Annotated in this window: 24 protein-coding genes; 12 read left to right on the forward strand and 12 right to left on the reverse strand. The window is 51.9% G+C overall.

Features of this window, described 5'->3' with window-relative positions; genetic code table 11:
- Positions 1 to 2: 2 nt before the first annotated feature.
- The 3 genes from HF324_RS09200 to HF324_RS09210 form a co-directional block, all read right to left on the reverse strand.
- A complete protein-coding gene (locus HF324_RS09200; protein WP_168859632.1) occupies positions 3 to 623 on the reverse strand; it encodes a LysE family translocator in 621 nt (206 codons plus the stop codon).
- 87 nt (positions 624 to 710) lie between these two features.
- The gene (locus tag HF324_RS09205) at positions 711 to 1,154 is read right to left on the reverse strand and encodes an SgcJ/EcaC family oxidoreductase (protein ID WP_168859633.1); all 444 of its coding nucleotides are present in this window, start codon (positions 1,152 to 1,154) and stop codon (positions 711 to 713) included.
- A 115-nt stretch (positions 1,155 to 1,269) separates the two neighbouring features.
- Positions 1,270 to 2,091 carry a DUF3108 domain-containing protein gene (locus tag HF324_RS09210; RefSeq protein ID WP_168859634.1) on the reverse strand — a complete coding sequence of 274 codons (822 nt, stop codon included), beginning with the start codon at positions 2,089 to 2,091 and terminating at the stop codon, positions 1,270 to 1,272.
- Positions 2,092 to 2,330: 239 nt separating this feature from the next.
- On the opposite strand from HF324_RS09210, the gene HF324_RS09215 reads away from it, so the two are divergent.
- Both HF324_RS09215 and HF324_RS09220 read left to right on the forward strand, forming a co-directional pair.
- The gene (locus tag HF324_RS09215) at positions 2,331 to 3,353 is read left to right on the forward strand and encodes a sensor histidine kinase (protein ID WP_168859635.1); all 1,023 of its coding nucleotides are present in this window, start codon (positions 2,331 to 2,333) and stop codon (positions 3,351 to 3,353) included.
- Positions 3,350 to 4,057, forward strand: coding sequence for a LytR/AlgR family response regulator transcription factor (locus HF324_RS09220; RefSeq protein WP_168859636.1), 708 nt, complete (start codon positions 3,350 to 3,352; stop codon positions 4,055 to 4,057). Before HF324_RS09215 ends, HF324_RS09220 begins: the two co-directional genes overlap by 4 nt.
- On the opposite strand, the gene HF324_RS09225 is transcribed toward HF324_RS09220, so the two are convergent.
- From HF324_RS09225 to HF324_RS09235, 3 genes are all read right to left on the reverse strand, one after another.
- Positions 4,052 to 5,008: a bifunctional helix-turn-helix transcriptional regulator/GNAT family N-acetyltransferase gene (locus HF324_RS09225; RefSeq protein ID WP_258539464.1), complete on the reverse strand. Its 957-nt coding sequence runs from the start codon at positions 5,006 to 5,008 to the stop codon at positions 4,052 to 4,054. The genes HF324_RS09220 and HF324_RS09225 overlap by 6 nt on opposite strands.
- 105 nt (positions 5,009 to 5,113) lie before the next feature.
- Entirely contained in the window at positions 5,114 to 6,703 is a 1,590-nt protein-coding gene (locus tag HF324_RS09230) for a serine hydrolase domain-containing protein (protein WP_168859637.1), read from the reverse strand.
- Between the two features lie 37 nt (positions 6,704 to 6,740).
- A complete protein-coding gene (locus HF324_RS09235) occupies positions 6,741 to 8,279 on the reverse strand; it encodes an MFS transporter (RefSeq protein ID WP_168862328.1) in 1,539 nt (512 codons plus the stop codon).
- A gap of 122 nt (positions 8,280 to 8,401) precedes the next feature.
- Between HF324_RS09235 and HF324_RS09240 the strand changes: the two genes are divergently transcribed.
- The 5 genes from HF324_RS09240 to HF324_RS09260 all read left to right on the forward strand — a co-directional run bounded on the left by HF324_RS09240 (position 8,402) and on the right by HF324_RS09260 (position 12,640).
- Entirely contained in the window at positions 8,402 to 8,866 is a 465-nt protein-coding gene (locus tag HF324_RS09240; protein ID WP_193114988.1) for a hypothetical protein, read from the forward strand.
- Positions 8,867 to 8,896: 30 nt separating this feature from the next.
- Positions 8,897 to 9,493, forward strand: a complete 597-nt coding sequence (locus HF324_RS09245; RefSeq protein ID WP_258539465.1) for a penicillin-binding protein activator LpoB — start codon at positions 8,897 to 8,899, stop codon at positions 9,491 to 9,493.
- A gap of 83 nt (positions 9,494 to 9,576) precedes the next feature.
- Positions 9,577 to 10,989 carry a COG3014 family protein gene (locus HF324_RS09250; RefSeq protein WP_168859638.1) on the forward strand — a complete coding sequence of 471 codons (1,413 nt, stop codon included), beginning with the start codon at positions 9,577 to 9,579 and terminating at the stop codon, positions 10,987 to 10,989.
- Positions 10,990 to 11,031: 42 nt separating this feature from the next.
- A complete protein-coding gene (locus tag HF324_RS09255) occupies positions 11,032 to 12,009 on the forward strand; it encodes an SUMF1/EgtB/PvdO family nonheme iron enzyme (protein WP_168802159.1) in 978 nt (325 codons plus the stop codon).
- Positions 12,010 to 12,016: 7 nt separating this feature from the next.
- On the forward strand, positions 12,017 to 12,640 hold the full coding sequence (locus tag HF324_RS09260; protein ID WP_168859639.1) for a hypothetical protein: 624 nt from the start codon (positions 12,017 to 12,019) through the stop codon (positions 12,638 to 12,640).
- On the opposite strand, the gene HF324_RS09265 is transcribed toward HF324_RS09260, so the two are convergent.
- Together HF324_RS09265 and HF324_RS09270 are read right to left on the reverse strand one after the other, a co-directional pair.
- Positions 12,567 to 13,310: a hypothetical protein gene (locus HF324_RS09265; protein WP_168802161.1), complete on the reverse strand. Its 744-nt coding sequence runs from the start codon at positions 13,308 to 13,310 to the stop codon at positions 12,567 to 12,569. The two genes, HF324_RS09260 and HF324_RS09265, sit on opposite strands and share 74 nt — an antisense overlap.
- Positions 13,311 to 13,539: 229 nt before the next feature.
- Positions 13,540 to 14,943 carry a tyrosine phenol-lyase gene (locus tag HF324_RS09270; protein ID WP_168859640.1) on the reverse strand — a complete coding sequence of 468 codons (1,404 nt, stop codon included), beginning with the start codon at positions 14,941 to 14,943 and terminating at the stop codon, positions 13,540 to 13,542.
- Positions 14,944 to 15,066: 123 nt separating this feature from the next.
- On the opposite strand from HF324_RS09270, the gene HF324_RS09275 reads away from it, so the two are divergent.
- Positions 15,067 to 16,104: a methyltransferase gene (locus HF324_RS09275; RefSeq protein WP_168859641.1), complete on the forward strand. Its 1,038-nt coding sequence runs from the start codon at positions 15,067 to 15,069 to the stop codon at positions 16,102 to 16,104.
- A 6-nt stretch (positions 16,105 to 16,110) separates the two neighbouring features.
- Here the strand turns inward: HF324_RS09275 and HF324_RS09280 are convergent, their stop codons facing one another.
- Together HF324_RS09280 and HF324_RS09285 are read right to left on the reverse strand one after the other, a co-directional pair.
- On the reverse strand, positions 16,111 to 17,268 hold the full coding sequence (locus tag HF324_RS09280; protein WP_168859642.1) for a zinc-dependent alcohol dehydrogenase: 1,158 nt from the start codon (positions 17,266 to 17,268) through the stop codon (positions 16,111 to 16,113).
- 21 nt (positions 17,269 to 17,289) lie between these two features.
- Positions 17,290 to 18,702 carry a baeRF3 domain-containing protein gene (locus HF324_RS09285; protein ID WP_168859643.1) on the reverse strand — a complete coding sequence of 471 codons (1,413 nt, stop codon included), beginning with the start codon at positions 18,700 to 18,702 and terminating at the stop codon, positions 17,290 to 17,292.
- A 196-nt stretch (positions 18,703 to 18,898) separates the two neighbouring features.
- Here HF324_RS09285 and HF324_RS09290 point away from each other — a divergent pair, with 196 nt between their 5' ends.
- Positions 18,899 to 19,510, forward strand: coding sequence for a hypothetical protein (locus tag HF324_RS09290; protein WP_168859644.1), 612 nt, complete (start codon positions 18,899 to 18,901; stop codon positions 19,508 to 19,510).
- Positions 19,511 to 19,568: 58 nt separating this feature from the next.
- Here HF324_RS09290 and HF324_RS09295 read toward each other — a convergent pair whose 3' ends face one another.
- Both HF324_RS09295 and HF324_RS09300 read right to left on the reverse strand, forming a co-directional pair.
- On the reverse strand, positions 19,569 to 20,108 hold the full coding sequence (locus HF324_RS09295; protein WP_168859645.1) for a prolyl-tRNA synthetase associated domain-containing protein: 540 nt from the start codon (positions 20,106 to 20,108) through the stop codon (positions 19,569 to 19,571).
- 2 nt (positions 20,109 to 20,110) lie between these two features.
- Positions 20,111 to 21,010 (reverse strand): EamA family transporter, encoded by a 900-nt coding sequence (locus tag HF324_RS09300; protein ID WP_168802168.1) that lies wholly within the window; start codon positions 21,008 to 21,010, stop codon positions 20,111 to 20,113.
- Between the two features lie 333 nt (positions 21,011 to 21,343).
- On the opposite strand from HF324_RS09300, the gene HF324_RS09305 reads away from it, so the two are divergent.
- From HF324_RS09305 to HF324_RS09315, 3 genes are all read left to right on the forward strand, one after another.
- The gene (locus tag HF324_RS09305; protein WP_168859646.1) at positions 21,344 to 21,937 is read left to right on the forward strand and encodes an RNA polymerase sigma-70 factor; all 594 of its coding nucleotides are present in this window, start codon (positions 21,344 to 21,346) and stop codon (positions 21,935 to 21,937) included.
- A 63-nt stretch (positions 21,938 to 22,000) separates the two neighbouring features.
- On the forward strand, positions 22,001 to 22,969 hold the full coding sequence (locus HF324_RS09310) for a FecR family protein (RefSeq protein WP_168802170.1): 969 nt from the start codon (positions 22,001 to 22,003) through the stop codon (positions 22,967 to 22,969).
- A 116-nt stretch (positions 22,970 to 23,085) separates the two neighbouring features.
- Positions 23,086 to 26,334: a SusC/RagA family TonB-linked outer membrane protein gene (locus HF324_RS09315; RefSeq protein WP_258539466.1), complete on the forward strand. Its 3,249-nt coding sequence runs from the start codon at positions 23,086 to 23,088 to the stop codon at positions 26,332 to 26,334.
- Positions 26,335 to 26,337 lie beyond the last annotated feature (3 nt).

Consider the following 26,337-nt stretch of genomic DNA (forward strand, 5'->3'; position numbering starts at 1 on the left):
GGTTATTTGCCCTTGTCCAGCGCCATTTTCAGTGCCAGTCCCGCAAAAACGCTTCCCATCAGCCATTTCTGGGTCCGTACCCAGCCGGGATTGGCGCTGAACCAGCGTGTTACTTTTGCGGCGGAAAAGATGATCAGGCTGTTGACCGTGAAACTGATCGTCAGCTGGATAAAGCCAAGCGTAAGGCTCTGTAATAACACCGGTCCGTATTCCGGTTTGATGAACTGGGGAAAAAGAGACATGTAAAAAACGGCGATCTTGGGGTTCAGGATACTGGTAAACAGTCCCATACTGAACAGCCGGAGCGGCGTATCGTGTTTCAGTTGGCCGGCACGCTCAAATACCGCCCTTCCTCCGGGCTTCACCGCCTGCCACGCCATATACAGCAGGTACATCACTCCGATCGTCTTCAGGGTCGTATATGCGTAGGGGATGGCCATCAGGATGCTGGTGAGGCCGAAAGATACCAGCGTGATATGAAAAAGGAGACCGCAGGCAACGCCCAGCAACGAGATCATGGCGGCTTTCCTGCCTTGTGTCACCGACCGGGTGACGAGATAAATCATGTTGGGGCCCGGTGTGAGGACCATTATCAGTGCGGCAAAGGCAAAAAGTAGCAGCATGGCAACGAAGGTTTACTGACGCTCCTGGTAAGCGAAGAGACCCATAAAAATAATTAAAATCGGTGTCATCTTCGCCTATCAGGAGAATCAGTCTAAAATCCTGGTCATCACAGTTTTCAGCCAGCCGGGCTTTTTGACACGGCAGTTATGGAAAGCGGCCATCTGCCATTGGTCTTCATTGTTTTTGATCCACAGGGTGGTATTGATAGACTGGCGGCTTTGAGGGGCTTTTTTTTGCCAGCGGAAGCGGATAGCGCCACGGGCAATCACCACAGCGGTACGGTCGTTCAGAAACCGCATCTGGTCTATCTCTCCTTCCAGCCTGGCGCCACGGAACATAAAATTGTTCATCAACTGTTCGTGGGAAGCGATGTACGCTTCCCGTCCCTTCAGGTGCATGCCGTTGAAAGTAATGTAGTCGCAGTCTTCCGTAAGGTGGGTAGCCGCGCCTCTGAAATCCAGCGTTTCAAACGACCGGTAAATTTCATCATTGACCTGCCGGATAGCTTTCATTTCGATTACTTTGTTCATAATACCTGTTTTTGATGATACAAAACTACTGGAGACGATCACCACAGAACAGGCTTTTTCAGTTGAAGGCATCACCCTTTCGGCGAAAACGGGTTTTTTATCGGTAAACGGGAATTCAGGATTTTTTTGCCGTCACCTGGCGGACTACCTCCGGCAAGTTGGGCGTGAGGCCCGGTAATTTTATCTTGTAACGGAACATGCCACTGAAACTGTCCGCTTCTTTCAGCAGCTCATGCCCGGCTTTGCTGATCCAGAAGGACTGCTCATAGGTGCCGCCCTGGGGCATCGTGCCGCCGGTGTGGAGTATCCAGCAGTCCACCTGCCTGTTGTCCAGCGTAGTCAGCATTTCACTGCCGGTAACGGTGTATTTTACGTACGCCGGCGGATCAAGGCCTGCATCATAAAACAGGATGTAAAAGGTTTTGCCGGCGGCCAGGGGAAGCATTTCGAACGTTTCGATATCGAGATGCCAGTTGTAATTGGGACTGTCAAAGTTGAGCGAGTAACCGGCGGCTTTATTGCCAGCCACGCTATCGGTGCCTTTTACGCCGGCGGCCGACCAGTTATAGGCCCTGATACCGGTGCCACCGCCATCGGAGTGGTACAGCGGGGAGAAGTCCTGTGCGCTGTTGATGGAATGAAAACTTCTGAAATAGTTGCTGTCAGCATTGTACCAACTTTGTTTAACTTCAAAGACGGGTTGCCCGTTGTGCTGACTTTTGCTGATCTCCCGCATCCAGAGGGAGAAGTTGAGCATTTTAGGTTTGTCGGGAAACTGGAAATAAACGAGATACTGGCGTAGCCCCGGTCGCAGCAGGGCGGTATTCAGGGCACGGTGCCGGGGGCTGATCGTATCAGCCTGGGCAGATACCTGTTGCAGGGCAAACAACAGGATCAACAAAACCGGTAAAAGTCGGAGAAAAGGGCGCGTTGTCATAAGCGGATGTACATTTTTTGGACAGCACAAATGTTGGTCATCCGCGTAAGCGCATCAAGTTTATTCAATCCTTACCGGCATAAATTCAATCGCTGGCAGTCATCTCCCATATGACCGGGGGATTGAAGAAAACGGGGTGATGGTTGAATCCAAACAGGGCAACCATTGAAAAAAGCGGTCTTCAGAAAAGGCGATCCGGTACATTTGACGAATAGTATCTAAACCCAGTATTTTCAGCCATGGGAATTTTTAAAGCAATGCCGGCTACCAGCCGGCTTCAGTGGGGGCTGTGGTGCCTGCTGATGCTGCTGTTGTTTTTTACGCTGCTGCCGGAAGACGGCTTTTGGCAGTCAGGCGCCTATGCCCTGACGAATACGGCCTTTTATGCGCTGGTAGTGTATGGCAATATTAGTTTTTTATATCCCCGCCTGTTTCTGAAAAACAGGAAGGTATTGTATTTCATCGCAGTAGTAGCGGGACTGCTGCTTGCCAGCCTGCTCCGGAGCTACGGGATGGTCTGGATATACAATACGTTTTTCAATGAAAAACCGGACCCGGCGCCGATGACTACCATGATCTTTGTACGTAATGTATCCGGTTTGCTGACGATTTTTCTGCTGAGTTTCATTCTGCGGATTTTTATTGCTTATTTTGTATTGAAACGTAAGACAGAGGAAATGCAGCAGCAACATGCCCAAACGGAGCTGGAGCTGCTGAAGTCACAGGTGCAGCCGCATTTCCTGTTTAACACACTGAATAATATCTATTACGAAGCCTTCCGGGAGGCGCCTCATACCGCACTGCTCATCGAAAAACTGTCAGACATTATGCGGTACTTTGTGGATGAAAGCCCGAAAGACAAAGTCAATTTATCTACTGAAATTAATTTCATCGAAAACTATATCGCGCTGGAAAAAATACGCATCCGGCATGAAATTGGCTTAACGTTTACCAGGAATATTGATAATGATTATCGCATACCTCCTATGCTGCTGATGACGTTTGTGGAGAATATTTTCAAGCATGGTATCGATAAAAGCAGTACACAAAATCAGATAGCGATCACTTTGTTATGCCGGGACAACCACCTCATTTTCAACACCCGTAATGAACTGCCACGGCATCCCGTAGTCTCCGGCCAGCGCGGATCGGGGATAGATAACCTGCGCAAGCGCCTGGTACTATTATATGGAGACAAATTTGAACTGAAGACTGAAAGATCAGATAACCATTTTAATGCCTCTTTAACCGTTCCCTTATGAGTCTAAATTGCCTGATCGTGGATGACGAGCCCAATGCCGTGAAGCTGCTGGAACTGCATATCCAGCAGACCACCAACTGGCGTATTGTGGGCAAATGTTATGATGCGCTGGAGGCGCTGGAATGCCTTAAACAACAAAAGACAGATGTGGTATTTCTCGATATCAATATGCCCCGCCTCAACGGGATGGAGCTGGCCGGCCTGTTGCCCAGTCATGTCAGAATTGTTTTTACCACTGCCTATTCTGAATTTGCTGCCGCCAGTTATAATTACCAGACGCTCGACTATCTGCTGAAGCCCATTACACTGACGCGTTTCCTGGCTGCCCGCCAGAAGATTGAAGCCGCCTTCCGTTCGCCTGCGCAGGCAGACAGAAAGGAAGACGACCACCAGGATTACTTTTTTGTGAAGTCGGGTAAAACGCTGCAACGTATCCGCCTGCAGGACCTGCTGTACTTTGAAGGCGAGAAGGAATACGTGCGGGTGGTGACCGTGAAAGAAGCGGTGCTGGTATACAAGCGGCTGAAAGAAATTGCAGAACAGCTGGGACCGCCCTTTATCCGCGTACATAATTCCTATATCGTTAACACCAGCCAGATAGAGCGGGTACTCGACAATCATATTCACATTGCGGACAAACGTATCCCGCTGAGCGAAAAGTTCCGCCCCGATTTTATGGCGCTGATACAACAACGTTTCTTATAACACCAGCTCCATCTGGATGTTGGCGCGTTCGTACGGCGATTTCCTGGCCGCCACTTTCTGAAAGCCCATCTTGTGATACAGGCTGATAGCCGGTTTCAGGATAGTGTTGCTTTCGAGATATAGTTTGGATGCGCCCAGTTCGCGCGCTTTCTCCATACAGGCTTTGCCCAGCAGCCAGCCAATGCTTTTACCCTGTGCCCGCGGAGATACCGCCATCTTGGCCAGCTCAAAGTCGTAGTCCGGATCATTCATGCGGATCAGCGCGCACACACCTACCGGTTCATCGTTATAAAGCGCCACGAAAATATGACCACCCTTCTTCAAAATATGCCCTTCCGGATCTTCCAGCGCTTTGTAGTCAGACGGTTCCATTTTAAAATAGGTGGAGATCCATTCTTCATTGAGATCATAGAACGCCTGCCGGTATTTTGGCTGATAAGCCACCACTTTCACCTGGCTGCTCTCCCGTAATTTCTGTTGCTCCTGTACGCGGCGGAGCAAAGATTTCTGCTCCAGCAGGAACTCCCATTCTTCCATGGCTTTCCAGAGATCGTGTTTGGTTTGTGATGTCAGTTCCTCAATGGCATTGTTCACATCAATATACTGCGCCGCAATTTTTTCATTGATCTCCAGACCTTTGGCGGTAAGCCCTACGAGGTTCTTACGTCCGTCTGTTTTGTCTTTCTTTTCCCTGATGAATCCCTTTTGCACCATCTCGCGGACGATCTTGCTCACCGATACGTGGGAATGCCCTATCTCCCGGGCTATCTCGGTGATGGTTTTGCTCTCCCCGCGTGACAGTACATAAAATACCGGGAACCATTTAGGCTGCATGGGCACGCCGTACAAACTGTACACCTGGGCCGCGTCTTCGGTGATTTTGTCGGTCAGCAGCCGCAGCCTGCTGCCGATGGCCATTTTGCCGGTAGTGTCGAAAAAGCCCGTCATCATTTACGAATTTGGAAATTTAGAAATTTTGATATTTTTGTTATTGGTTTCGTAACTGGTTACGTAAATATAGAAACGAGTTCTGAATTGGCCAAAAAAATAGTGTGGTTATTGGAGCACGGCCGGCAGCAGGTACTGCTGCAACATGGTATTTACCTGCGGGTGCGCATAAGGAAGGTTATAGGCTTCTGCTGTAATAACGATGACCAGCGGCGTATTCCGGAAAACGAGGATGTAATTGCCGCCGTTGCCGGAGCAGTAGAAGGCTTCGTAAGCTTTGTTGTTTATATGGAAAGTTTTGTTCCAGAACAGGTAACCATAGTATTCTTCCTGCCGGCCGGGAATACTTTTGTGCCGGGTAAAAGTTTGTTGCACCCAGCTGGCGGGCAGTACCTGTTTGCCTTGCCAGCGGCCCCGCTGCTGGTACAGCCATCCGAATTTGGCAAAATCAAGGGTGTTCATACGGATACCGCCGGCAGTATTGGCCACGCCCTGCGGGGTATACTGCCACTGGTAACGGCTGATGCCTAACGGCCGGAACAGCTGTTGGTCAGCATATTTTTCCAGTCCGCCCGGCAAGCGCCGGTGCAGCACGTCGCCCAGCACCACGACCCCTGCGGTGAAATAGTGCCATTCTCCCTTTGGGCGTACGGTATTGACCGGCAGGTCCAGTGCAAACTTCACCCAGTTGTCTGCCGGGTACATGTTTTCTTCATTGCCTGGCGACTGATCATCATTGTCATCACCGTCGAAGGGGCTGCTCATGGTCAGCAGCGATTGAAGGGAGGTCTGTGCTTTATCTGCGGAATAGTTAGCAAATGCATGAAGGTCGTAGAAGTCTGACAGTGGCTGGTCCACACTTCTCAGGTGGCCGTCCCGGATGGCCATACCGGTGATGGCGCCCGCAAAGGATTTGCCGACAGACCGCACATCATGCATGGAATCACGGCCGGAGCCGTTGAAATATTCTTCAATGATCAGTTGTCCGTTGCGGATCACGGCAATGCTGGTGACCTTCGGGAAAACGCCTGCTTCAATGTTGCCCTTCAGCAGCTTGACGGTATTGCGGTCAAAGTTGCCATGTGACACCACCAGGCCATTATAGGGCGTCGGTGTGTTTAAAACGATTTTCGCGGTATCGATGAAGGGCTTGCGGTTCACGATCAGCGGCAGTTCGCCGCTGGCTATCAGTCCGCCGGTTTTTATGCCTTTAACAGGATCGCTGACGTACGGTCTTATCTCCATGCGCAGCAAATGCGGACCTTCCGTAAGGGCGCTGTCGCCGCCGTTGCGCAGAAACCGCATCCAGTAATATTCGCTCCACGAAGCGGAAGCCGCTTTATAATTGATCAGCGGCCGGCTTAAAACAGTATCCCTGGTCTTTGCTGCGGCGGACGGTGCGCCGGGATGCAGGTTGCTCTGGTAACACAGGCGGCCGTCTACGTATAGGCTGAACTGATAGTTGCCCTGCTTTAGTACCGTTTCCTGGTCGGCGTCAGGCGCTAATGCCTGCAGATAGCGGATCAGCGGACTGTCCAGGTGAACGGTGAAAAACAGGTCGCTTTTAGGCGTAAGCGTGTAAGGAGTGCTGATAGTGACGTTGGCAGCCGGTTGACTGGTGAAGACAATCTTTCCGGGAGTTTGGGATAGGGTGGGGAGGGGGAGGCACAGACACAGGGCAAATAACAAATACCGCATAAGTGTAGTTTGAAACAAAGCTACAGGGAAATCATAATTATCGTTCCGGTTTTTGAGACTTGATAAATATCCACGCCATGAGACTCCCCAGCCATCCTAACAATCCGCACATGGCCATGATTTTACCGTAACTCCGGATAAAATGCTGATGATACAGCTGGATGACCTGCTGTTGCTGCTGATGTGGTAACCCTTGGGGTACCGCCGCGTCGCCGAGGTTGGCCGTCTGCGCCATGATAGCGGTTTTCTGTGTAGCAGTCAGCGACAGCTCCTGCAGCGAAGGCTGCATAGATCCGGCAAAAAACACTACCGCCAGCGCGCCAAAAACGGCTACGGCAAATACGCCGGCAATCCTGGTAATGGCGTTGTTGACACCGGAAGCGGTGCCGGATAACTGGCTGCCTACGCAGCCCATCACGGTAGCGGTCAGTGGCGCCACCGTAATCGTCATGCCCATGCCCAGTACCATAATGCCGGGGAAAAAAGTGGTCCAGTAAGAAGACGGCCCGGTGGTCTGTCCTACCAGCGACATCAGCAACATACCCGTGCCTGCCAGGAAAGGTCCGATGATGAGGAACCACCGCGGCCCATATTTGTCAGCCAGACTGCCTGCCAGCCGTGCGAGAAAGACCATCAGCAAGGTGAAGGGAAGAAAAGACAGCCCTGATTCCAGCTGGCTGTAACCCTGCATCTGCACCATATTGAGCGACAGGAACAGCATGCTGCCGCTAAGGCCGGCATACAAAAAGAAGGTCAGCAGGTTGGCGCCGGTGAAGGTCCGGTTCTTAAAGAGATGCAGCGGCAGCATCGGGTGACGGCTGCGCCGTTCCGTCATAATAAAAGCTACCAGCAACAGCACCCCTAAGGAGATGCTACCATAAGCCGTGGGGCTGCCGAAGCCGGCGACCGGCACCCGCAGGAAGCCGAAGTTCAGCAGTGCCAGTCCGCCTACGATGAGGACAGCGCCGGGATAGTCCTGTGCAGGTGCATCGGCGGGTATTTCCTGTTCCGCTACTTTCCACCACAGGCATAACAGCGTAATAACGCCAATGGGTATATTAATAAAGAAGATATAGCGCCACAGGCCGGCGTCGGCCAGCGCGCCGCCCAGTATCGGACCGCCGATAGTTACCAGCGTAGTGACAGACGACCAGGTGCCGATCGCTTTACCTCTTTCAGCTTCATCAATAGCGGAAGAGATAAGGGAGAGGCTGCCGGGAATCATGAGCGCGCCGCCGATACCCTGTACTATCCGGAAGATGATCAGCATGGTGACGGTGCCCGCAAGTCCGCATGCGGCGGAGCCGGCGATGAAAATCATGATGCCGGTCATAAAAATGTGTCTCCGCCCCAGCCGGTCGCCCAGGGTACCACCCAGCAGGATCAGGGCCGCCAGCATCAGCATATAAGCGTTCAGTACCCAGAACAGTTCAGCGCCCGAAGCATGCAGGCTGCGCTGAAGGGAGGGCAATGCCACGTTCAGCGCGGTGCCGTCTATGAAAGCCATGGCGGAAGCCAGGATAGAGGAGGTGACTACCCATCTGCCGGCGGAGCTGCGAAGTGATACGGTCGACATAACTTGCATAACGCCCGTACATCGTAAAATGTTCCGCTTTCCACCTTAACGGTTTTTTAACAGCCTGCCCCGTAGGGGGAGATCTTTTGGGCTGCGTCACTATAGTGAATACAACGAATGTTATGAGGTACTGTATCAGTAAACACCGCTTCAGGACCGGTTTTATCGCCTGCCTGCTTGTTATGGCCATGCCCGCAATGGCGCAGCAGAAACTGCTGCCCGACCAGAACCCCCGTTATATGGAGAGCATGCAGCTGTACCTGATCAACGAAGACTCCCTGACGGCGCGTGAAGGCACTACCGTGCAGCAGACCTATAAAGCATACCAGTTCATGGAAGCCAAGATGGAGCGGAAGGAACAGCGGCGGCAGGACCGCCGTGAACGCCGGCGCGCCTACGCCTATGGATACGGATGGGGATCGTCATGGGACACCTGGGGATATCCGGCGTATACTTATGGATACGGCTATCCGTCCTACAGCTTCGGCCACTATGGACATCATCGCAGCTATTCACCGGGCTTCCAGTGGTATGACCTGGCGACCGTGACCGCGCTGGCTATGGGCGCCTACCTGCTCTTCCGCTAATAAAATCATCGTATAAAAAATTTCAACCTGATGTTTAAAATGAATGCTCCCGCATTGATCGGGATACTTATGTCCGCTGCTGTCATACAAGGATGTGCTCCCCGCCAGGTGACACGGGTAGACGAGAAACAACAGATCGATATCAGCGGCCGCTGGAACAATACCGATTCACGGCTCACAGCGGAAGAAATGATCGCCAGCGCCCTCGGGGAGAACTGGTTGTCAGAATTTACCCAACAACACGGAGGCAAGCAGCCGGTCGTGATCGTAGGCATGGTCGCCAACAAAAGCCATGAACACATCGATGCGGAAACCTTCATCAAAGATATGGAACGCACGTTTGTCACCACCCGGAAAGTAAGACTGGTACAGGGCGGCGCCAAAAGAGAGGAACTGCGCGGCGAACGGGCAGATCAGCAGAAAAACGCTTCCGTGTCTACCATGAAAAAATGGGGACTCGAAGTGGGAGCGGACTATATGCTGCAAGGTAGCATCAACGCTATCGTAGATTCACATAAAAGGCAAATGGTGGTGTATTATCAGGTAGACCTGGAACTGACCGACCTGCAAAGCAACGAAGTAAAATGGATAGGCAATAAGAAGATTGCCAAATATGTGAAGAATTAGGACCTACATACTCGTTACCACTGTGGTGACCGTGCGCCGGTTGTCTGTGTTGCCGGCGCACATTTTTATCTCAAGCGCATATTATGTTTATTTCCGTTCGTCAGTGGAAGTGGTGGCTGCCACTGGCATTGGCCATACCTTTCTTTTGCTCATGCCGTACCTATAACAGCGCCGTGGCGCCGTATTACCAGGCTGTGTCACAGGGCCGCTTCGATGAAGCTTCCACACAGCTGGACAAAGCCCGCTTTTTCCGTTATGGCCGCAACAAACTGCTGTTTAACATGGAAAAAGGCAAGACCGCTTTCCTGCAGGGACGCTATCACGAAAGCAACCTGTATTTTAACGCCGCCGATTCCATTTTGTCAGGTTACCGGGGCAGCAGGATACTGGACCAGACGCTGGGACTGGTAGTCAACCCCGCTATGCAGATCTACCAGGGGGAAGATTTTGAACGATTACTGATTCATTACTATAAGTCTGTCAACTATCTGCAACTACATCAGCTGGAAGATGCGGAAGTGGAAGCCCGGCGCATTTCTCTGGGTAACTACGCTCTCAACGACCGGAAGAAAAACAATGATAAAAAATACAGCAACGACGCTTTTTCGCTGATCGTACAGGGCATCGTGTACGAAAGCGCAGGAGATGTGAACAACGCTTTTATTTCCTACCGCAATGCCGCTGATATCTTCCTTAAATCGCCCGACCGGCGTTATTACGGTGTGGACATGCCCGCACAGTTACAGGCAGATCTCCTGCGTACCGCTGATCAGCTGGGCTTTCAGCAGGAAGTACAATATTATGAACAGCAGTTTGGCCGTGTGTACCACCGCCCCGCCGACAACGACGGCGGTTCTGTGCTCGTGTTCTGGGAAAACGGACTGGCGCCGGTAAAAGCGGAAAGCAATTTTTTCTTTACGCTCACCGAAAGAGGGCCTGGAAATTTTGTGTTTACAGATCCCAACTCCCGGATCTTTATTCCTTTCGATTTTAATCTTTTCCCGCGGGATTCCTGTGACCGTTTGCGTCGTCACCTGGAAGCCTTCCGCGTGGCTTTCCCCAGCTATGTGGAGCAACCGCTCTACTATACCGCCGCCGACATACAGCGGGACAGCACTTTCTCCACCACCCTCGAAAAGGTGGAAGACGTGAACCAGCTGGCATTCCGCACGCTGCAGGAACGTTTTCTGAAAGAAATGGGACTGGCGCTGACGCGGCTGGCCATCAAAAAACTGGCGGAATACGAGATCCGGAAAAATGATGAAGTGGCGGGAGAACTGTTCAACCTCATCTCGCTGCTGGCAGAAAAAGCGGATACCCGTAACTGGCAAAGCCTGCCGCACTCGATCTATTATTCCCGCATTCCCCTGAAAAAAGGAGATAATAAAATCACGCTCACGCTCAAAGGAAAGGACAATACCCAGAAAGTAGAGTTTAATGTGGTAGGCAATGGCCGCCTGCAGACGTTGCATTACGCCTCATTGCAGAAATCGTGAAAGTTTAGCTACATTAGCCGGCAGAAATCATCTTTTATTGTTATGAGCGTAACCCAACTATATGACCGACAGGCGTGGAATGCACTACCAAAGCGGGAAGCGGAAGTTATCTTGCATCAATTAGTCAATACACAATTTCCCGGATTCACCATCAAACGCTTTGAGACATTCGAGAAATTCGGACAGCGTACTTATACCTCTGTTCTGGAGTATGATGGCGCGGAATTCGTTTTTGTGCCCGGTGATACTGTCGTGCTGGGACTCGATTCCTGGAACATGGCGACCGAAAACAGGAATAATATGGCGGCCATGTTTGAGGATAATGCCGGGGAGATGGATAACTATATCCGCGAGCGGCTGTCGCCGGTACGCACCGTGACCATCGGCCCGATGATCGTGGAACGGGAGTATCGTCCAACGGGTTATTTCCCCGTGGAGCTGACAGATGAACGCCTCACGTCCGATGACTATTTTGAGAAAGCGTTCGCCGAAGTAAAAGCTTCTACACGTGAACACTGGAGTTATACCGTCAACGATTCTTTCCGGCTGGTAAAAAACGGAGACAAGATAACGGCATGGTTATACCAGGGCGCTTCCCGGGAAGAACTGTTGCGGGAGATACAAGCCACCGGTTTCCGGCTCCCTACAGAAGACGAATGGGAATACCTTTGTGGCGGCGGTTCCCGCACGCTCTACCCATGGGGCGACGCCATCGACTATGATAAGGATTACCTGTATTTCAAGAAGAATGATCAACCGGAAATTTACCTCGACACCCCTAATCATTTCGGGCTGGTGATCGCCAATAACCCTTACCGCTACGAGATAATGATGGACAGCGAATGGTTCCTGAAAGGCGGTGACGGCGGCTGTAACCTCTGTGGCGGCGGTGGGCTCGATCTGGGATACCTGAGTGTCAGCACCTATTTCCGCGATAGCAGCATCTTCGATGAAGACCTGAATTATGAGGAAGAGATCACCGGTGACTATACTTTCATACGACGGATAAAACGCGTATAGGAGTTATATGGCGAGGCAATTAATACTGGAAAATAAAGGTATCAGCGCGGCGGAATGGTTTATCCCGCCATTTCGAATACATGAAGGAGAACTGGTGGTACTAAACCTGAAGAACCCCATTTATGGTCCCGCCGTACAGGATTTTTTTGTCGACATCATTACCGGTAAAGCTACCCATCCTGCGGTAGCGGTACATCATCCGCTGACATACGTATCCCCTTTCCGGCAATCATGGTTCCGCAGGCGTTTTAACCCCATGTCTGTAGCCACTTACCTGGAAAAGAATGTAGATCCCGCCAGCGAATACGCGGGCAAAATCTATGAGCACCGCGATATGTGCGGCGCTAATTATCGCATTAGACCACATACGAAAGTACATACGCTGTTGGGCGGTCCACGGAAGTTATTAGCATTGTGTGCTACGTTAGGACGTCATCGTTATATTGCCTATGACATACGCGCCGTAGGGCCGGAATCAGTGTATATTATACATGACATGGTGAAAAAGCATGTCAGCGGTGGAGGTACCGCATTGCTGATAGAGTACTATGATGAGCTCAGGAATGATTGTAGCCGGTATGTGGAGGCGGAGTGGGATTTAGAAGGGATAACGCCAGCTTCACCGCAATAAACGCAACATCCTGCTGTTGCTGCACCTCTTCCTTCATACTTTCCCATGTAATCCCCTGCCGGTGTGCGACGGTCAGCAACGTCACGCAGGTGGCGATCGTTTCCGGTTCTATGGGGTTGATGGTCCCTTCGAGACTGCGCCACCGTTTGACATCTTTACTGAGTAATCTCGGGCGTGTATGCATGCGCGTGAGAAGCGGCTTCCAGGCGGCGGGCAGCTCGGTGGCCGCAGTGCATTCTTCCGTGGCGTCGAATGCTTCGAGATACAGCCGCATAGGGATCTGCAGGCGTCCTACGGGCTCCTGCCAGGCGGTGATGTCCACGGGCGTATCTTTAAAATACCCGCTTAATAACTGGTAAAATTGCAGGTCTGGCGTAGGGGTGGGGCCGACTTCCATCTCCGGGGACTGGTTGCAGCAGATCGCAGCGATGATGCCGTAGGTGTCTGCTGCGCGGATGAAATAGTCCGTCGCCCGGAAATACCATTTCTTAGCGGTGGCCTGGTCGAACAGCATTTCATAGCCGGCGGCCTTCATATAGCTGCCGGCGATCGTCGGCAGATCGTCAGACTGTCCCGCGTCGAGGTAGGTGGCATAGCTGCTGTAAGCGTTGGCCAATGTGGCGAGCGCTTCTTTGTCGAGCTGGAGTAAGGAAGAAAAATCGGTCATCACACTGCAACTTACAATTTTATCCCATGGTAGGTACAATCAGGCCGATATGAGTGAAAAAGTTCAGCGCGCCAAAAAGCAGCCAGGTATACCCGGTGATCACCAGGAAGCAGTAAACGGTTTTATGTATGCCGGTCAATGATATTTCCTGCGTCCGGTGTTGCAGGGCGATTTTAGAAACGAAATAGCCCTCCCATCAGGAGGGCTATTCTTCATTATACCTGAATAATAATTAACGTGTTGTGCTGGCTGGTTCGGGCGTCAGCTGTTTAAACCGCGCCTGAAAAAAACGAAGGTATTTGGGTTCCATGGTAAACTCCAGTCCGGGTATGTTGTATCTGTTTTCATATGTTTCAATGATGGCATCTGCTACCACGTCCATATGAGAGAGGGTGTATACTCTTCTGGGGATGGCAAGCCGCACCAGCTCCAGCGATGGGTAGTGGTGATCTCCGGTTTCTTTATCACGGCCGGCAGACACGATGCCTCTTTCCACCGTACGTACGCCGCCGGCTTCGTATAGCGCTACGGTCAATGCCTGGGCAGGGAAGGAGGTTTGCGGGATATGTGGCAGAAAAGTGCGGGCGTTGAGAAATACGCCGTGGGTACCGATAGGGTTCAATACAGGAATACCGGCTTCTTTCAGCAGGTTGCCCAGGTAATGCACCTGGTAAACACGGGCGGCGATATGAGCTTCTTCCACCGACTCGGTAATACCGATGGCCATGGCTTCCATGTCACGTCCGGCAAGGCCGCCATAGGTATGCATGCCTTCGTATACGATCACCAGGTTTTTGGCTTCTTCGTACAGGCCTTCGTCATTGAGCGCGAGGAACCCGCCAATATTGACCAGCGCGTCTTTTTTACCGCTCATGACAGCGCCGTCTGTTAGCGAACAGATTTCCTTTACGATGGAAGCGACGGTCCTGTCGGCATAACCGGCTTCATGTTGCTGGATCATAAAGGCGTTTTCTGCCACCCTGGCCATATCATGGATGATGCGGATACCGTGCTGTTGTGTGAGCTTTCGTACCTGTTTCATGTTTCCCAGTGATATGGGCTGTCCTCCGGCCATGTTCACGGTGGTGGCTAAACTGAGATAGGCGATATTGGCTGCGCCTGCCTTCCGGATGATGTCTTCGAGCTTCTGCAGGTCTATATTGCCTTTGAAGGGAAAATCGGAATCGGGATCATGGGCTTCGTCAGTAATGACATCGGTAAAATTGCCGCCGGCCAGTTCCTGGTGCAGCCGTGTGGTGGTGAAGTACATGTTACCCGGAACATACATGCCGGGCCGTATTAGCAGGCGGGCGATCAGGTGTTCCGCCCCTCTGCCCTGGTGCGTGGGAACGACATACTTGTATCCGTAATACTCCTGTACTACCGCCTCCAGGTGATAGAAATTGCGGCTGCCGGAATAAGCTTCGTCGCCCATCATCAGGCCAGCCCACTGGCGGTCGCTCATGGCGCTGGTGCCGCTGTCGGTCAGCAGATCGATGTACACATCTGCAGATTTTAACTGAAATGTGTTAAATCCGGCGTCTTCAATCAGTTTTTTGCGTTCTTCGCGGGAGGTCTTTCGGAGCGGCTCTACCATCTTGATTTTGTAGGGCTCTGCCCAGTGAGATTTTTTCATAAGATAGTTAAGATTGTTTTGGGTGAAGGCGATATTCCTGAAAATAAGTACCGTCACTGCAGCGAGAACAACAGGCAGTATGATTAAATTTAAGATAACCATATTTTTCTAAAAAACTATCCTATGCGAACTGATCTATCCGGCTTACGTGCCACCGCTGAACATACGGGAAACATCCTCCGCCATATTACCAATCATTGGGTTTCCTGTAGTGTATATACCGCCGCCAGGCTGAATATTGCTGAAATACTCTCTTCCGGGCCGATGGAGATAAACGCGCTGGCGACCGAAACAGGCACCCATGCGCCATCGCTCCACCGCCTGCTGAAACTCCTGGCAGCCAATGGTGTTTTTGAAGAACAAACGCCCGGTGTGTTTGTCAATACGCCTGATTCCATCGCGCTGATCGGCGATATCGAAGGCAGCATGAAAGCCTTCCTGCTGGCAGAGATGGGCGAATTTTACGTGCCCTGGGGGAATTTGGTCGACAGCGTCAGAACGGGAAAAACCGCCTTTGATGAGCATTATGGAGAAAATCTCTGGGAGCATTATAAAAAACATGCTGACAGAGGACTGAACTTTATGAAAGCCATGACGGCGGTGACCAGTTTTCTGAGTCCGGCTATCCTGGACAAGTATGACTTCTCGGTTTTCAAAACGATCATCGATGTCGGCGGTAGCAACGGGTCCCTGTTATCCGCGATTTTGAAACGTACGCCGGGGCCGTCTGGCATTGTCTTCGATGTCCCTTATGTGGTGGAGCAAACTGCTGCGCTGCTGGCTGCCGACCCGCTGTTGCGCCACCGTTGTTCTGCCGTCAGCGGCAACTTCTTCGAACAGGTACCGGCAGGGGGCGATGCCTATCTGCTGAAAATGATCATCCATGACTGGGATGATGAAGATTCTGTACGCATCCTGAGCGTTGTCAGCAAAGCAATGAAGCCGGAAAGCAAAATCCTGATTGTCGACGGCGTTGTTCCCGAAGGCAACACATTGCACGGCGCCAAATTCATGGATGTGAACATGTTGGTAGTAACAGGCGGCAAAGAAAGGACCGCCGCGGAATTTGGGGAATTGTTCCGTCGTTCCGGGCTGCGGCTCACACGGGTCATCGACCTCGATATTACCGAGGTAAGCATCGTAGAAGGGGAGAAGATATAGACCGGCTTATGGTTTAAGTATCACTTTTACACAGTCGTCTTCCTTGTGTTTAAAAATGTGATAGGCATGGGCAGCCTCCTGAAGTGGCAGCCGGTGCGTCACAATATCGTCGAGCCGTACCTGGCCTTCCTGTACCAGTTTAAACAGCTGGTCAATATATTCGTGCACGTTAGCCTGGCCGAAGCGTACGGTCAGACCTTTATCGAAGATGCGATGGATGGGAAAGTTGTCGTAGGGGCTGCCGTATACGCCTACCACCGTCACCGTTCCGCCGCGGCGTACTGCTTTGAAGCAGGTCTCCATTACCTTGTCTGTTCCTTTTTCCACATTGATAACGGCCTTCAGCTTATCGCCGAAGGAACGCTCTGCTTCCATGCCTACAGCGTCTACACAAACATCGGCGCCCCTGCCGTTGGTGGCCTCGCGGATAGCCTCCACCACGTCCACCTGGTGCGGGTCGATGATCTCTGCCCGGTTTTGCAGGGCAGCCATCTCCAGGCGGTAGGGTAACGGATCGATGGCGATCACCCGTCCTGCGCCCATCAGCCAGGCGGCTTTCTGCGCCATCAGGCCTACCGGGCCCGAACCGAAGATGGCAACGGTTTCGCCGCCTTTCAAATTTCCCCAGTCGATGGCAGACCATCCGGTGGGAAAAATATCTGTTAGAAACAGTACCTGGTCGTCGGTCAGTGATTCAGGAACTTTGCGCGGACCATAATTGGCATAGGGTACCCTTACGTATTCCGCCTGGCCGCCGGCATAACCGCCATAGAGATCGGTATAGCCGAACAGGCCGCCGCCTTTGCTGTCCATCAGGTCGCCGGCAGGACCATAGTGTTCCGGATTGGAATGTTCACAGGCGGTAGGCAGGCCATGGTTACAGAAGAAACAGTGGCCGCAGGCGATCGGAAAAGGTACAACCACGCGGTCACCCCTTCGTAAACCGCTGACATTGGCGCCGGTTTCTTCCACGATGCCCATGAATTCGTGACCCATGATGAGGTCTTTTACCTGTGGAAAAAAACCATCGTAAATATGCAGGTCCGAACCGCATATAGCGGTTGACGTGACTTTCAGGATAATATCATCGGGTTGCTCAATGGCAGGATCAGGTATCTGGTCCACGCGGATATCACCGGGTTTGTGAAAAACGGCTGCTTTCATCACATTGTTTTTAAAAGTTTGTCAATACCGCATAAACGCTGCCATGGCGCTGTCTGCGGGCATTTTTTCCTTATCCAGTATATATACTTTACCGCTGTTCAGAATAGTCTCCACCGCTGCCTGTGTACAAAGGCAATCGTTATCATGCTTCGGCGGATCGTATATCTCCAGCTGATTGTTCTGTGCATCAAAACGGCCGCTCAGGTGTTCCCCTTTGCAGATAAACAGATAGGATACCCTGCCATAATAAGCGGCCGGAATAATATCTGCTGCTATGGAAGAAGTAAGGCCGGTGGCGCTATGGTCCATATAGTTGGCCAGCGCCTGCTGTACCGGTGCGTCAAAATAAGGTTGCAGTTTTGGCCGCGCCTGCCCGAACAGTTCGTCAGTACGCGCGTTCTCGAAGTTGCCATACAACGCAGTCTCCTGGATGTACGGGTACCGGCTGATCTGTTTGTATTGGGCCACCATCTCATCTACCGCCGCCAGCATGAGCGGCGCATGTTCGTTGGCCAGTCTGTTTTTCCACAATACTTCGTCAATATCCCGAAGGTAGCCCGGCATGAAAGTGCCCTGGAAAGGTTCCCGCGAGGCTTCATGATGCACCTCGTTACGTGCGCCGGCGGTAGTGCGGTATAACTGTGTAGCGTCGCCGTCCGGCAGTTGCGGAAGCGGAACCGCTTCCATGCCATACGCATCGCCTTTATAAAGCCTGGCACGTTCCTTTCCCAGCGCTAACAGATAAAAATGCCGGCGGTCATTCATTAACGACAACAGCGGGCTCATATTGAACGAGTGATTAATGTATATGCCCGGTTCGGGTGTTTCCGGCAGCAGATAGTAACGGCAGAAACCATTTGCCAGGTATACCACCAGTCCGTTATCGAGCCGGTGCCAGAAATTTTCTTCCAACAGCAGGGACTGCAATGGCGCCAGCAGGCGCTCCGTTGCCTCCGGTTCCCATTGCTGCTGCGTCAGCCGGTGCCGTATCTGTTGCAGATAGTTTTTGAATTTTACAACGTCTTTCTGCTCGTTTACATCCATGCCGTACCGGTGCGTAGGCATCACGATGGTGATACAGGGAAACGAGCGGAAACGGGCGAGCAGGGTGAACGTTGCCCGGTCCATGCCGGTAATGTTGTTACCTTCCGGCGGGGCACTTGCTTCATACACCTTTTCCCGGTTACCCGGGTTTTCGGGTTGATTTTGTTTGTCTTTTGCCGGTTGATCGTTATGCGTGTGCCGGTTGTGATGCCGGAAAGGCAGGTTCGCCGCGGGCGTATCTTCTCCGGCAGTATATTTCTCAGTCATGGCCTGGTTCTGCGCCAGCGCTTCCGGCGGCATATTTTCCCGCAGGCCCAGTTCACTTTCACGGTGATTACCGGAAGGTTTTCCTTTAGGAGGAATAAATCTTCCATGTTTGTCCTTTCCCATAAGATGATAGCTTGGTCCGGTATAGCGGGCCAAATAACATACCATCGCCTGACGGAGCAGGCCGTAAGACGCGGTGCAGCCTCATGTGTAAAGCAAAAACAGGCGGCCTGTCAGGCGTTGCAGGGATGTTTCCGTTAATGCCTTGCAGACCTGCAAAAGAATTGTGGAGTGTGGAGTGTGGAGCATTTTCCTGCTGATGATGGAAATAGGTTCAAAAGCTGTATTTTTCCTGAATGGAAATCAAGCCCCTATGTCTGGAGACAAAAAAGAGAAAATTAACCGGAGAGCAATTCTGAAAGGAACCTGGTTCTTGATAGCAGCATTTTTCTTTATGATGCTTCATGTTCTGCAATGGTTGTTTTGCTATTCCACCTTTATACCAGTAACATTACCATTGTCATTGTTTTTGTTCGGTGGATTGCCACTTGCCTGGTGGACAGCCCGGAAATGCCGTGGCTGGCTTACCCGTGTATTTGACGGTATTGATAATAATATTATGCATATCGGTGTTATGCTCTTAATGGTATCGTGGATTCCTCCTGCACTGGTACTAAGCACCAATTTCCTGCTGGCTGATAAAGCTGTTTCGAAAGAAACGTTGCCGGTAGCAAGCCGGGGAGATCGTTATAAAAAGGGTAGGACCTACTACTGGGTTAAAATAGAAAAGCACAACGTATCCAGGAAGTTTACACTGCCCGACAGTATGGCTTTGAATACTGTGGATAGCGTGGAGATAGCCGTTAGAAAAGGATACCTGGGATTTGAATGTTTTGAATATCCACGTTTTATACAGCGATACGGACACTAAACAACTTGCTATAAACAAAAGGTTGTAAGCGTTACCTTACAACCTTTTGTATTCTTACTCATATCTCAATCATCTTCGGTACATGCCCGGCATACGCCAGGAAATCTCCCATAATCCAGTCCCGGCTGACTTTCATATAACTCGTGGTAGTACCGTCGCTGCAGCCATAGTCTTCTTCTGACAGCACATCCTTGTCAATCACTACCTGCACCTGGTTGTCCTTGTCCAGTAACACGCCGAAGATAGTAGTGGCGCCGATGGTGGTGCCCAACATTTTATCCAGCAGTTCCGCCGGGGCGAAAGATACCCGGGGGATATCCATCACCCTGCTGAAATCTTTGGTGATAAAAGGTTTGTCAGCGGTGGTGACGAACAGGTAAAAAGCGGTCTGCTGGCGATTGCACAGAAACAGTGTTTTCACCGTTTTCATGTTCAGCTGGCGATTGATGATAATGCAATCTTCCATGGTAATGGCTTCGTCGTTGTCTACCCGCTCAAACGGCACGTTTTGCTCCTGTAGCAGGCGGTAGACCATCTCCTGTAAGGTTGTTTTAAAGGTCGCCGGCGGCGTATTTTTTACTTCACTGATATAAAACATGCTCAGCTTTCTTTTTTTGTTTTTGATGATTTGTAATAGTTCATAGCCGCGATAGAGGCCAGCATCACGATGATGCCAGCTATCTGCACGGGGCTGACAGCTTCATGCAGAACAATATAGGCACATAAAACGGCAACCGGAAATTCTACGGTCATCAGGATGGCGCTGGTACCGGCGCCGATTTTCGGAATGCCGGCGGCAAAAAGCGCGGTGGGAATAGTGGTGCCCACTGCTGCGAGGAACACGGCCCATAGGAGGAAGGTATGGTCCAGGTGGCTGTCGGTGACAATCGTGCGGGCGTTGACAATAAAGATAATCAACGCAGAACCGATCATAATGAGCGTGCTTTTGGACTGCCACTTTATTTCCGTGCCCACCCTGCTATTGGCCACAATATACACTGCATAGGTGAAAGATGAGGCCAGGGCAAAAAACATTCCCCGCCAGGAGAACGACAAGGCCTCCGCCCGGAGCAGGTTGCCCGCCATAACAGTGCCCGCCAGGATAAAGAGTACGGTCACCAGCTCCAGCCTGCCCGGCCGCTGCCTGAAAATAAGCCATTCCAGCAATAAGCTGAACCAGGTGAACTGCATCAGGATCACGATCGCCAGCGACGCGGAGATGTAGCTTACCGACAGGTAATACAGGAAGTTCGTCAGCCCGATGAGACTTCCCACTAACAGCAATGAGATCGCCGATCTGCCTGACAGCCTCACCCGGGTGGCCTTACCCCCGGAAAACAACAGTACCACCCCCAGCAGCAGCGCAGATATCAGGGACATCGAAAAAGCAATCTCGGCGGCATGATAGCCCGATGCATAGGATAGCTTTACGAACGAGGACATCGTTCCGTACATGGTCCCTCCCAACAGGACCATGAGCGAATATTTAAAATTTTTCATTTCAGGATTTGTCTGATAAAAACTAAAAGATAACCACATGCTAAGCAGAGGCTAAACAACCCTGAAATACAGAAAGGAAAACATACGAGGATCTATTCCCGTTACACAAACGGGAATGTCATGCGTCATCCGGTTATTCAGCCCTCAGGCTACCGGCGGAGGTGTATTGGAAGAGAATAAACGTTGCATAGTACATTGATCTATCCGTTAAAGATAATAAAAAATCAGTTATTGCTTACCCGTGAGGCAGTAGTTCCATAAAGTTAAAAAATGACTTAATAATCCCTTAATATTCCAACGTTACTTTTGCTTCCATCAAAAATGAGCTGTCTGATGGAAGACTCCACGCTGATTCCAATACTGTTGCACGACTGGCTGGCCGGAAATGACCAGCACTTCAAACCACTCTTCGAATATTATTTCCCCCGGCTGAAACGCTATACCATGTGGTATACCGATGATCCGGCCATCAGCGAGGAACTGGCCATGAATGTTATGCTGAAGGTATGGCAGCAGAAATCGAGGATCGCCACGCTCAATGATTTCAACAGCTACCTTTTTACCATGATGCGCCACGAGACGGTGAGCATGTTGCGGCGCAAAAAAACGCTGGTGACGCTCAGCGCACGCGAAGAAGAGACACCCGCCACCGAGAATATCAGCGAAACAGTCAGCTACCGGGAATTGCTCACCCGCTACCGCGCCTGCCTCGACAAGCTGCCTCCCCGCCGCCGCGAAGCGTTTATCCTTAACCGTGAACGCGGCATGAGTTATGCAGAGATCGCGGCGCGGCTGAATGTATCCATCTTCACTGTGCAGAACCATATCGCCGCCTCGCTGAAGTTCATCAGGAGAGAGCTGCATGACTACGCCGATTTCCTCATGCTGGCCGCCGTTGTGCTGGTGCCAATGTTAACTGAATATTAATTCCGGCTGCCCCGATAGTTTGACCAGCCATCGACCGGCGTCCTTAAGGATGAATCGATCACTATGGCAGATTTTCAACCGGACAGCCGCCTGCTGACCAGCTATTTCGAAGGTAAAATTTCCGATCCCGCCACCCGCGCGGCCATTGAGGCTTATATCGCCAGCGGTGAAGACGCGGCGTTTGTCCAGTCCTGCATGGAGGCGGCATGGGCCGGCACCGGCAATGCAGCTGCCCCTGAAAAGGCATCAGACAACGACTGGCAACAGTTCCGCCGCCTGGCAGGCATCACTGCCCAACGCCGGATGTTATACCCACAGATGGCCGCAGCCGCCACCCTGTTGTTGCTCGTAACGGTGGCCGCCTGGCTGTTTTTTAAGCCGAAGCCCCAGCCGCCCGCGCTGGCCTGGCAAACCATCACCGCCGCACCGGGTACACCCCGCCAGCTGCAGCTGCCGGACGGCTCGCAGGTGACCATCTACCCGGGTTCCTCTGTGAGTTATATCCCGGAATTTAACACGGCCATCCGCGAAATCCGCCTCTCCGGCCGCGCCTTTTTTAATATCTCCACCGCCGCTGAAAGGCCATTCCTCGTTACCTCAGGGAAATATACCACCCAGGTGCTGGGTACCGCTTTTGAGGTAGACGACCGGACCCGGCTCACTGTAACGCTCCTCTCCGGGAAAGTAAGACTGTTAGGCTACCACGGTCAGCGCCTCACCGATCTCCAACCACACCAACAGGTCATCGTCGATAAACAGGCCGGAAGCTTCCGCCTGTCCGCCGTAGCTGCCGATGCGGCCACCAGCTGGACCACCGGCCAGCTCACCTTTGACCAGGAGAAATTAAATACGGTGTGCGAAGACTTACAGCAATGGTACAACGTAAAGATCCGCATCGCCGGGAAAGCACTGCTGCAAAAGCGGATTACCGCGGAGTTCAAACAGCTGCCGCTGCCCGCAGTGATGGACATTCTCTCACAAACAGCAGGGTTCCGCTACCGGCAGGAAAAAGATACGATCGTGATCTACTAAAAAAATTAAACGCCCCGGTGCAACGGGGCGCTTAAAATAGCAACTGACGGGTTTGTCAGCCAAGTAACCTGAAATGCAGGCGTAAACCACCTGCACCTAAAATCAATTGTAAAATAATGAAAACATTTTTATTGCATCGGATACTGATGCTGTTTTTTCTCCTGTCGGTCAGCATCCGGCTGCTGGCGCAGCACGACCGTACGCTGAATTTCAGCGGCGCCACGCTGACGGTCAGGCAGTTTATCCAGCAGATGAAAAGCCAGCAGCAACTGCAGGTAACGTTCGATGAGGAAGTTAACGCCCTGTTGTCCCGTACCGTCAGCATCCGCAAACATACGGCCACACTGAAAGAAGCGCTCGGCTGGCTGGCATCGGACGTATCCATACAATGCCGCATCGTCAATAACTATGCTATCCTCAGTGTAGCCCCCACCGTTAAAAAGCAGGAGGCGCCCCCGGCTGCACCGGCAGCTGAATTGCCGCCACCTTCCACAAAGGCGCTGGGTGAAGTGGTGGTAACAGCGCTGGGCATCAAAAAAGCGGAACGTAACCTCGGTTATTCCATCTCCCAGCTCTCTTCAAAAGATGTGAGCGACGTACCCCAACCCAATGTGATGAACAGCCTGGCGGCACGCGTGCCGGGCGTCAGCATCCGCAGCACCGGCTCCGACCCCGGTTCCAGCGTAATGGTCACCATCCGCGGACAATCGTCCATCAGCAAAGACAACCAGCCATTATACGTGATCGACGGAGTGCCCGTAGCTCCCGCCATCCAGAACCCCGCACAGGCGGTAGACGGTAAACAGACCGTCGACTACGGCAGCCCTATCAGCGATATCAGCGCCGACGATATCGCCAGCATCACCGTACTGAAAGGCGCCAGCGCTGCCGCGCTTTACGGCAGCCGCGCCGGTTCCGGCGTAATCCTCATCACCACCAAATCCGGCGCCGCCAAAAAAGGCCTGGGCGTAAGCTTCAACTCCACCGCGATGTTCGATAAAGCATGGATGTTCCCCCACTTCCAGAACGAATTCGGCAGCGGCGACTGGGCCGGGACAGACAACACCCTCAGCACCGCCGCATGGGGCCCGAAACTGAATACCGGCCGTAAACTGGTACAGTGGAACAGTCCCCTCGATGAAAACGGTAAACCGGTCCCCCTGGAATGGAAAGCCTACCCCAACCGCGTCAAAGACTTCTTCCGCACCGGCCGTACCATCACCAATAACATTGCGGTGTCCAAAAGCGGCGACGCCGGCAACTTCAGGATCTCCTACGCCAATATGCAGAACCAGGGCATCGTCCCCAACACGGACCTGAAACGCAATAACCTGACTTTCTCCGGCACCTACCATCTGAATAAATCCATTCATGTCAGCAGCAATATCGCCTATACGAACAGTACCAGCGATAACCGCCCCTCGGCTTACACGGAGAGCGTAACCATGCAGACATATAAGCTCGCGCCCAACGTGGACATCCACGCGCTGCGTAACTACTGGGTACCGGGAAAAGAAAGCCTGCAGCAGTACAATCCCTATAGCAGCGACGATAACCCTTACCTGATCGCTTACGAAGAAACAAACAGCTATAACCGTAACCGCATCACAGGAAACGTACAGGTGCAACTGGACCTCCGGAAAGACCTGAGCCTGATGCTCCGCACAGGGCTGGATTATTATTCCCTGTCGGAAGACCAGAAGCGGCCGTTCAGCGCCAAAAGGACCCCTAAAGGCGCCTTTGTGCTGGGTAACAGCCAGTTCAGGGAACAGAACAGCGACTTCCTGCTCACCTACAAACCGGAACTGAAAAATAATTTTAAACTGTCTGTCGCTGTAGGTGGCAACCGCATGGACCAGCAGCTGCAATCCAACCAGCAGTCGGCCGGAAGCCTTACCCTGCCAGGGATCTACAATCTTTCAAATGCTGCGGCCGGATCAGTGATCAATACACAGTCAAGATCTCATAAACGGATCAACAGTATCTACGGTATGAGCGAGATCAGCTACAACGATTATATCTTCCTCAACCTTACTGCGAGAAACGACTGGAGCAGCACGCTGCCCAAATCCAATAACGCCTATTTTTATCCCTCCGTATCTGTCAGCGCTATCCTCTCCGAGATGCTGAACATTCAATGGCGGCAGTTGTCTTACCTGAAGCTGAGGGCCAACTGGTCACAGGTAGGCGCTGATACAGACCCCTACCAGCTCTTCAATACCGTACCGTTCGATACCGACTGGGGCACTGTAAAACGCGCCACCATCAGCTTCAGTCAGCGTAACAGCCTGCTGAAGCCGGAAATTGCCACTTCCTACGAAGGAGGGCTGGACGTTAGTTTCTTCAAAGATCGTTTAGGCCTGAACGTTACCTGGTATAAAACCAATAACCGGAACCAGATCATCCAGGTGCCCACCACCATTGCTTCCGGCGCCAGCAGTATGCTCATCAATGCCGGTAATATCCAGAACAGCGGCTGGGAGATAGCGCTGAACACAGTGCCGGTAAAAGGAAAACTTACCTGGAAGTCTGATGTCAATTTTACCCGTAACCAGAATAAAGTCATCTCGCTCACGCCTGCAGTGACCAGCTACATGCTGGGCAGCACCGACGGCAGCAATATCGTCTACCTGATAAAAGAAGGTACTAAAATGGGGGATTTTTACAGCAGAAGCTGGGTGAAAGTGAAAGAAGGCCCTTATGCCGGACAAGCCCTGCTGAACAGCAACGGCCTGCAGCAACAGGACCCGGAACTGGTGAAGATCGGTAACTACAACCCCGATTTTATGGTAGGGTTCAACAACAACTTCCACTATAAAAACCTGACGGTGAATTTCCTGATCGACTGGCGCCAGGGCGGCTCCTATTACTCTTATGTGGCCAAAAGCCTTATCCAGGACGGGCGTACCACCAATACGCTGTACGGAAGGGATGCAGCACACGGTGGTCTTACCTGGACAGACGCCAACGGCGTAAAGCGGGATGACGGCATGCTCATGGAAGGGGTGATCGACAAAGGCAACGGTACCTATAAACCCAACGACGTCATCATCGCGGCAGCCGATTATTATGATAATAAATACTGGAAATATTATGAGAACGAAACCTACAGCGCTACTTATGTGAAGCTGAAAGAAGTGTCCGTTACCTATGCCTTCGGCCGTAATGTGATGCGCCGCATCCATTTCCTGAGCAACCTGTCGCTCTCACTGATCGGCAATAACCTGTACACCTGGACCGCAGCCAATAACGGGTATGATCCGGAAATTACGATGAGCCTGTCGAGCCAGCGTTACCAGGGCGTAGGGCACTGGACGCTGCCGGGAACAAGATCTTATGGCGCTAAACTGAGTTGCAATTTTTAATTC

The organism is Chitinophaga oryzae (assembly GCF_012516375.2).
Taxonomy (GTDB): Bacteria; Bacteroidota; Bacteroidia; order Chitinophagales; family Chitinophagaceae; genus Chitinophaga; species Chitinophaga oryzae.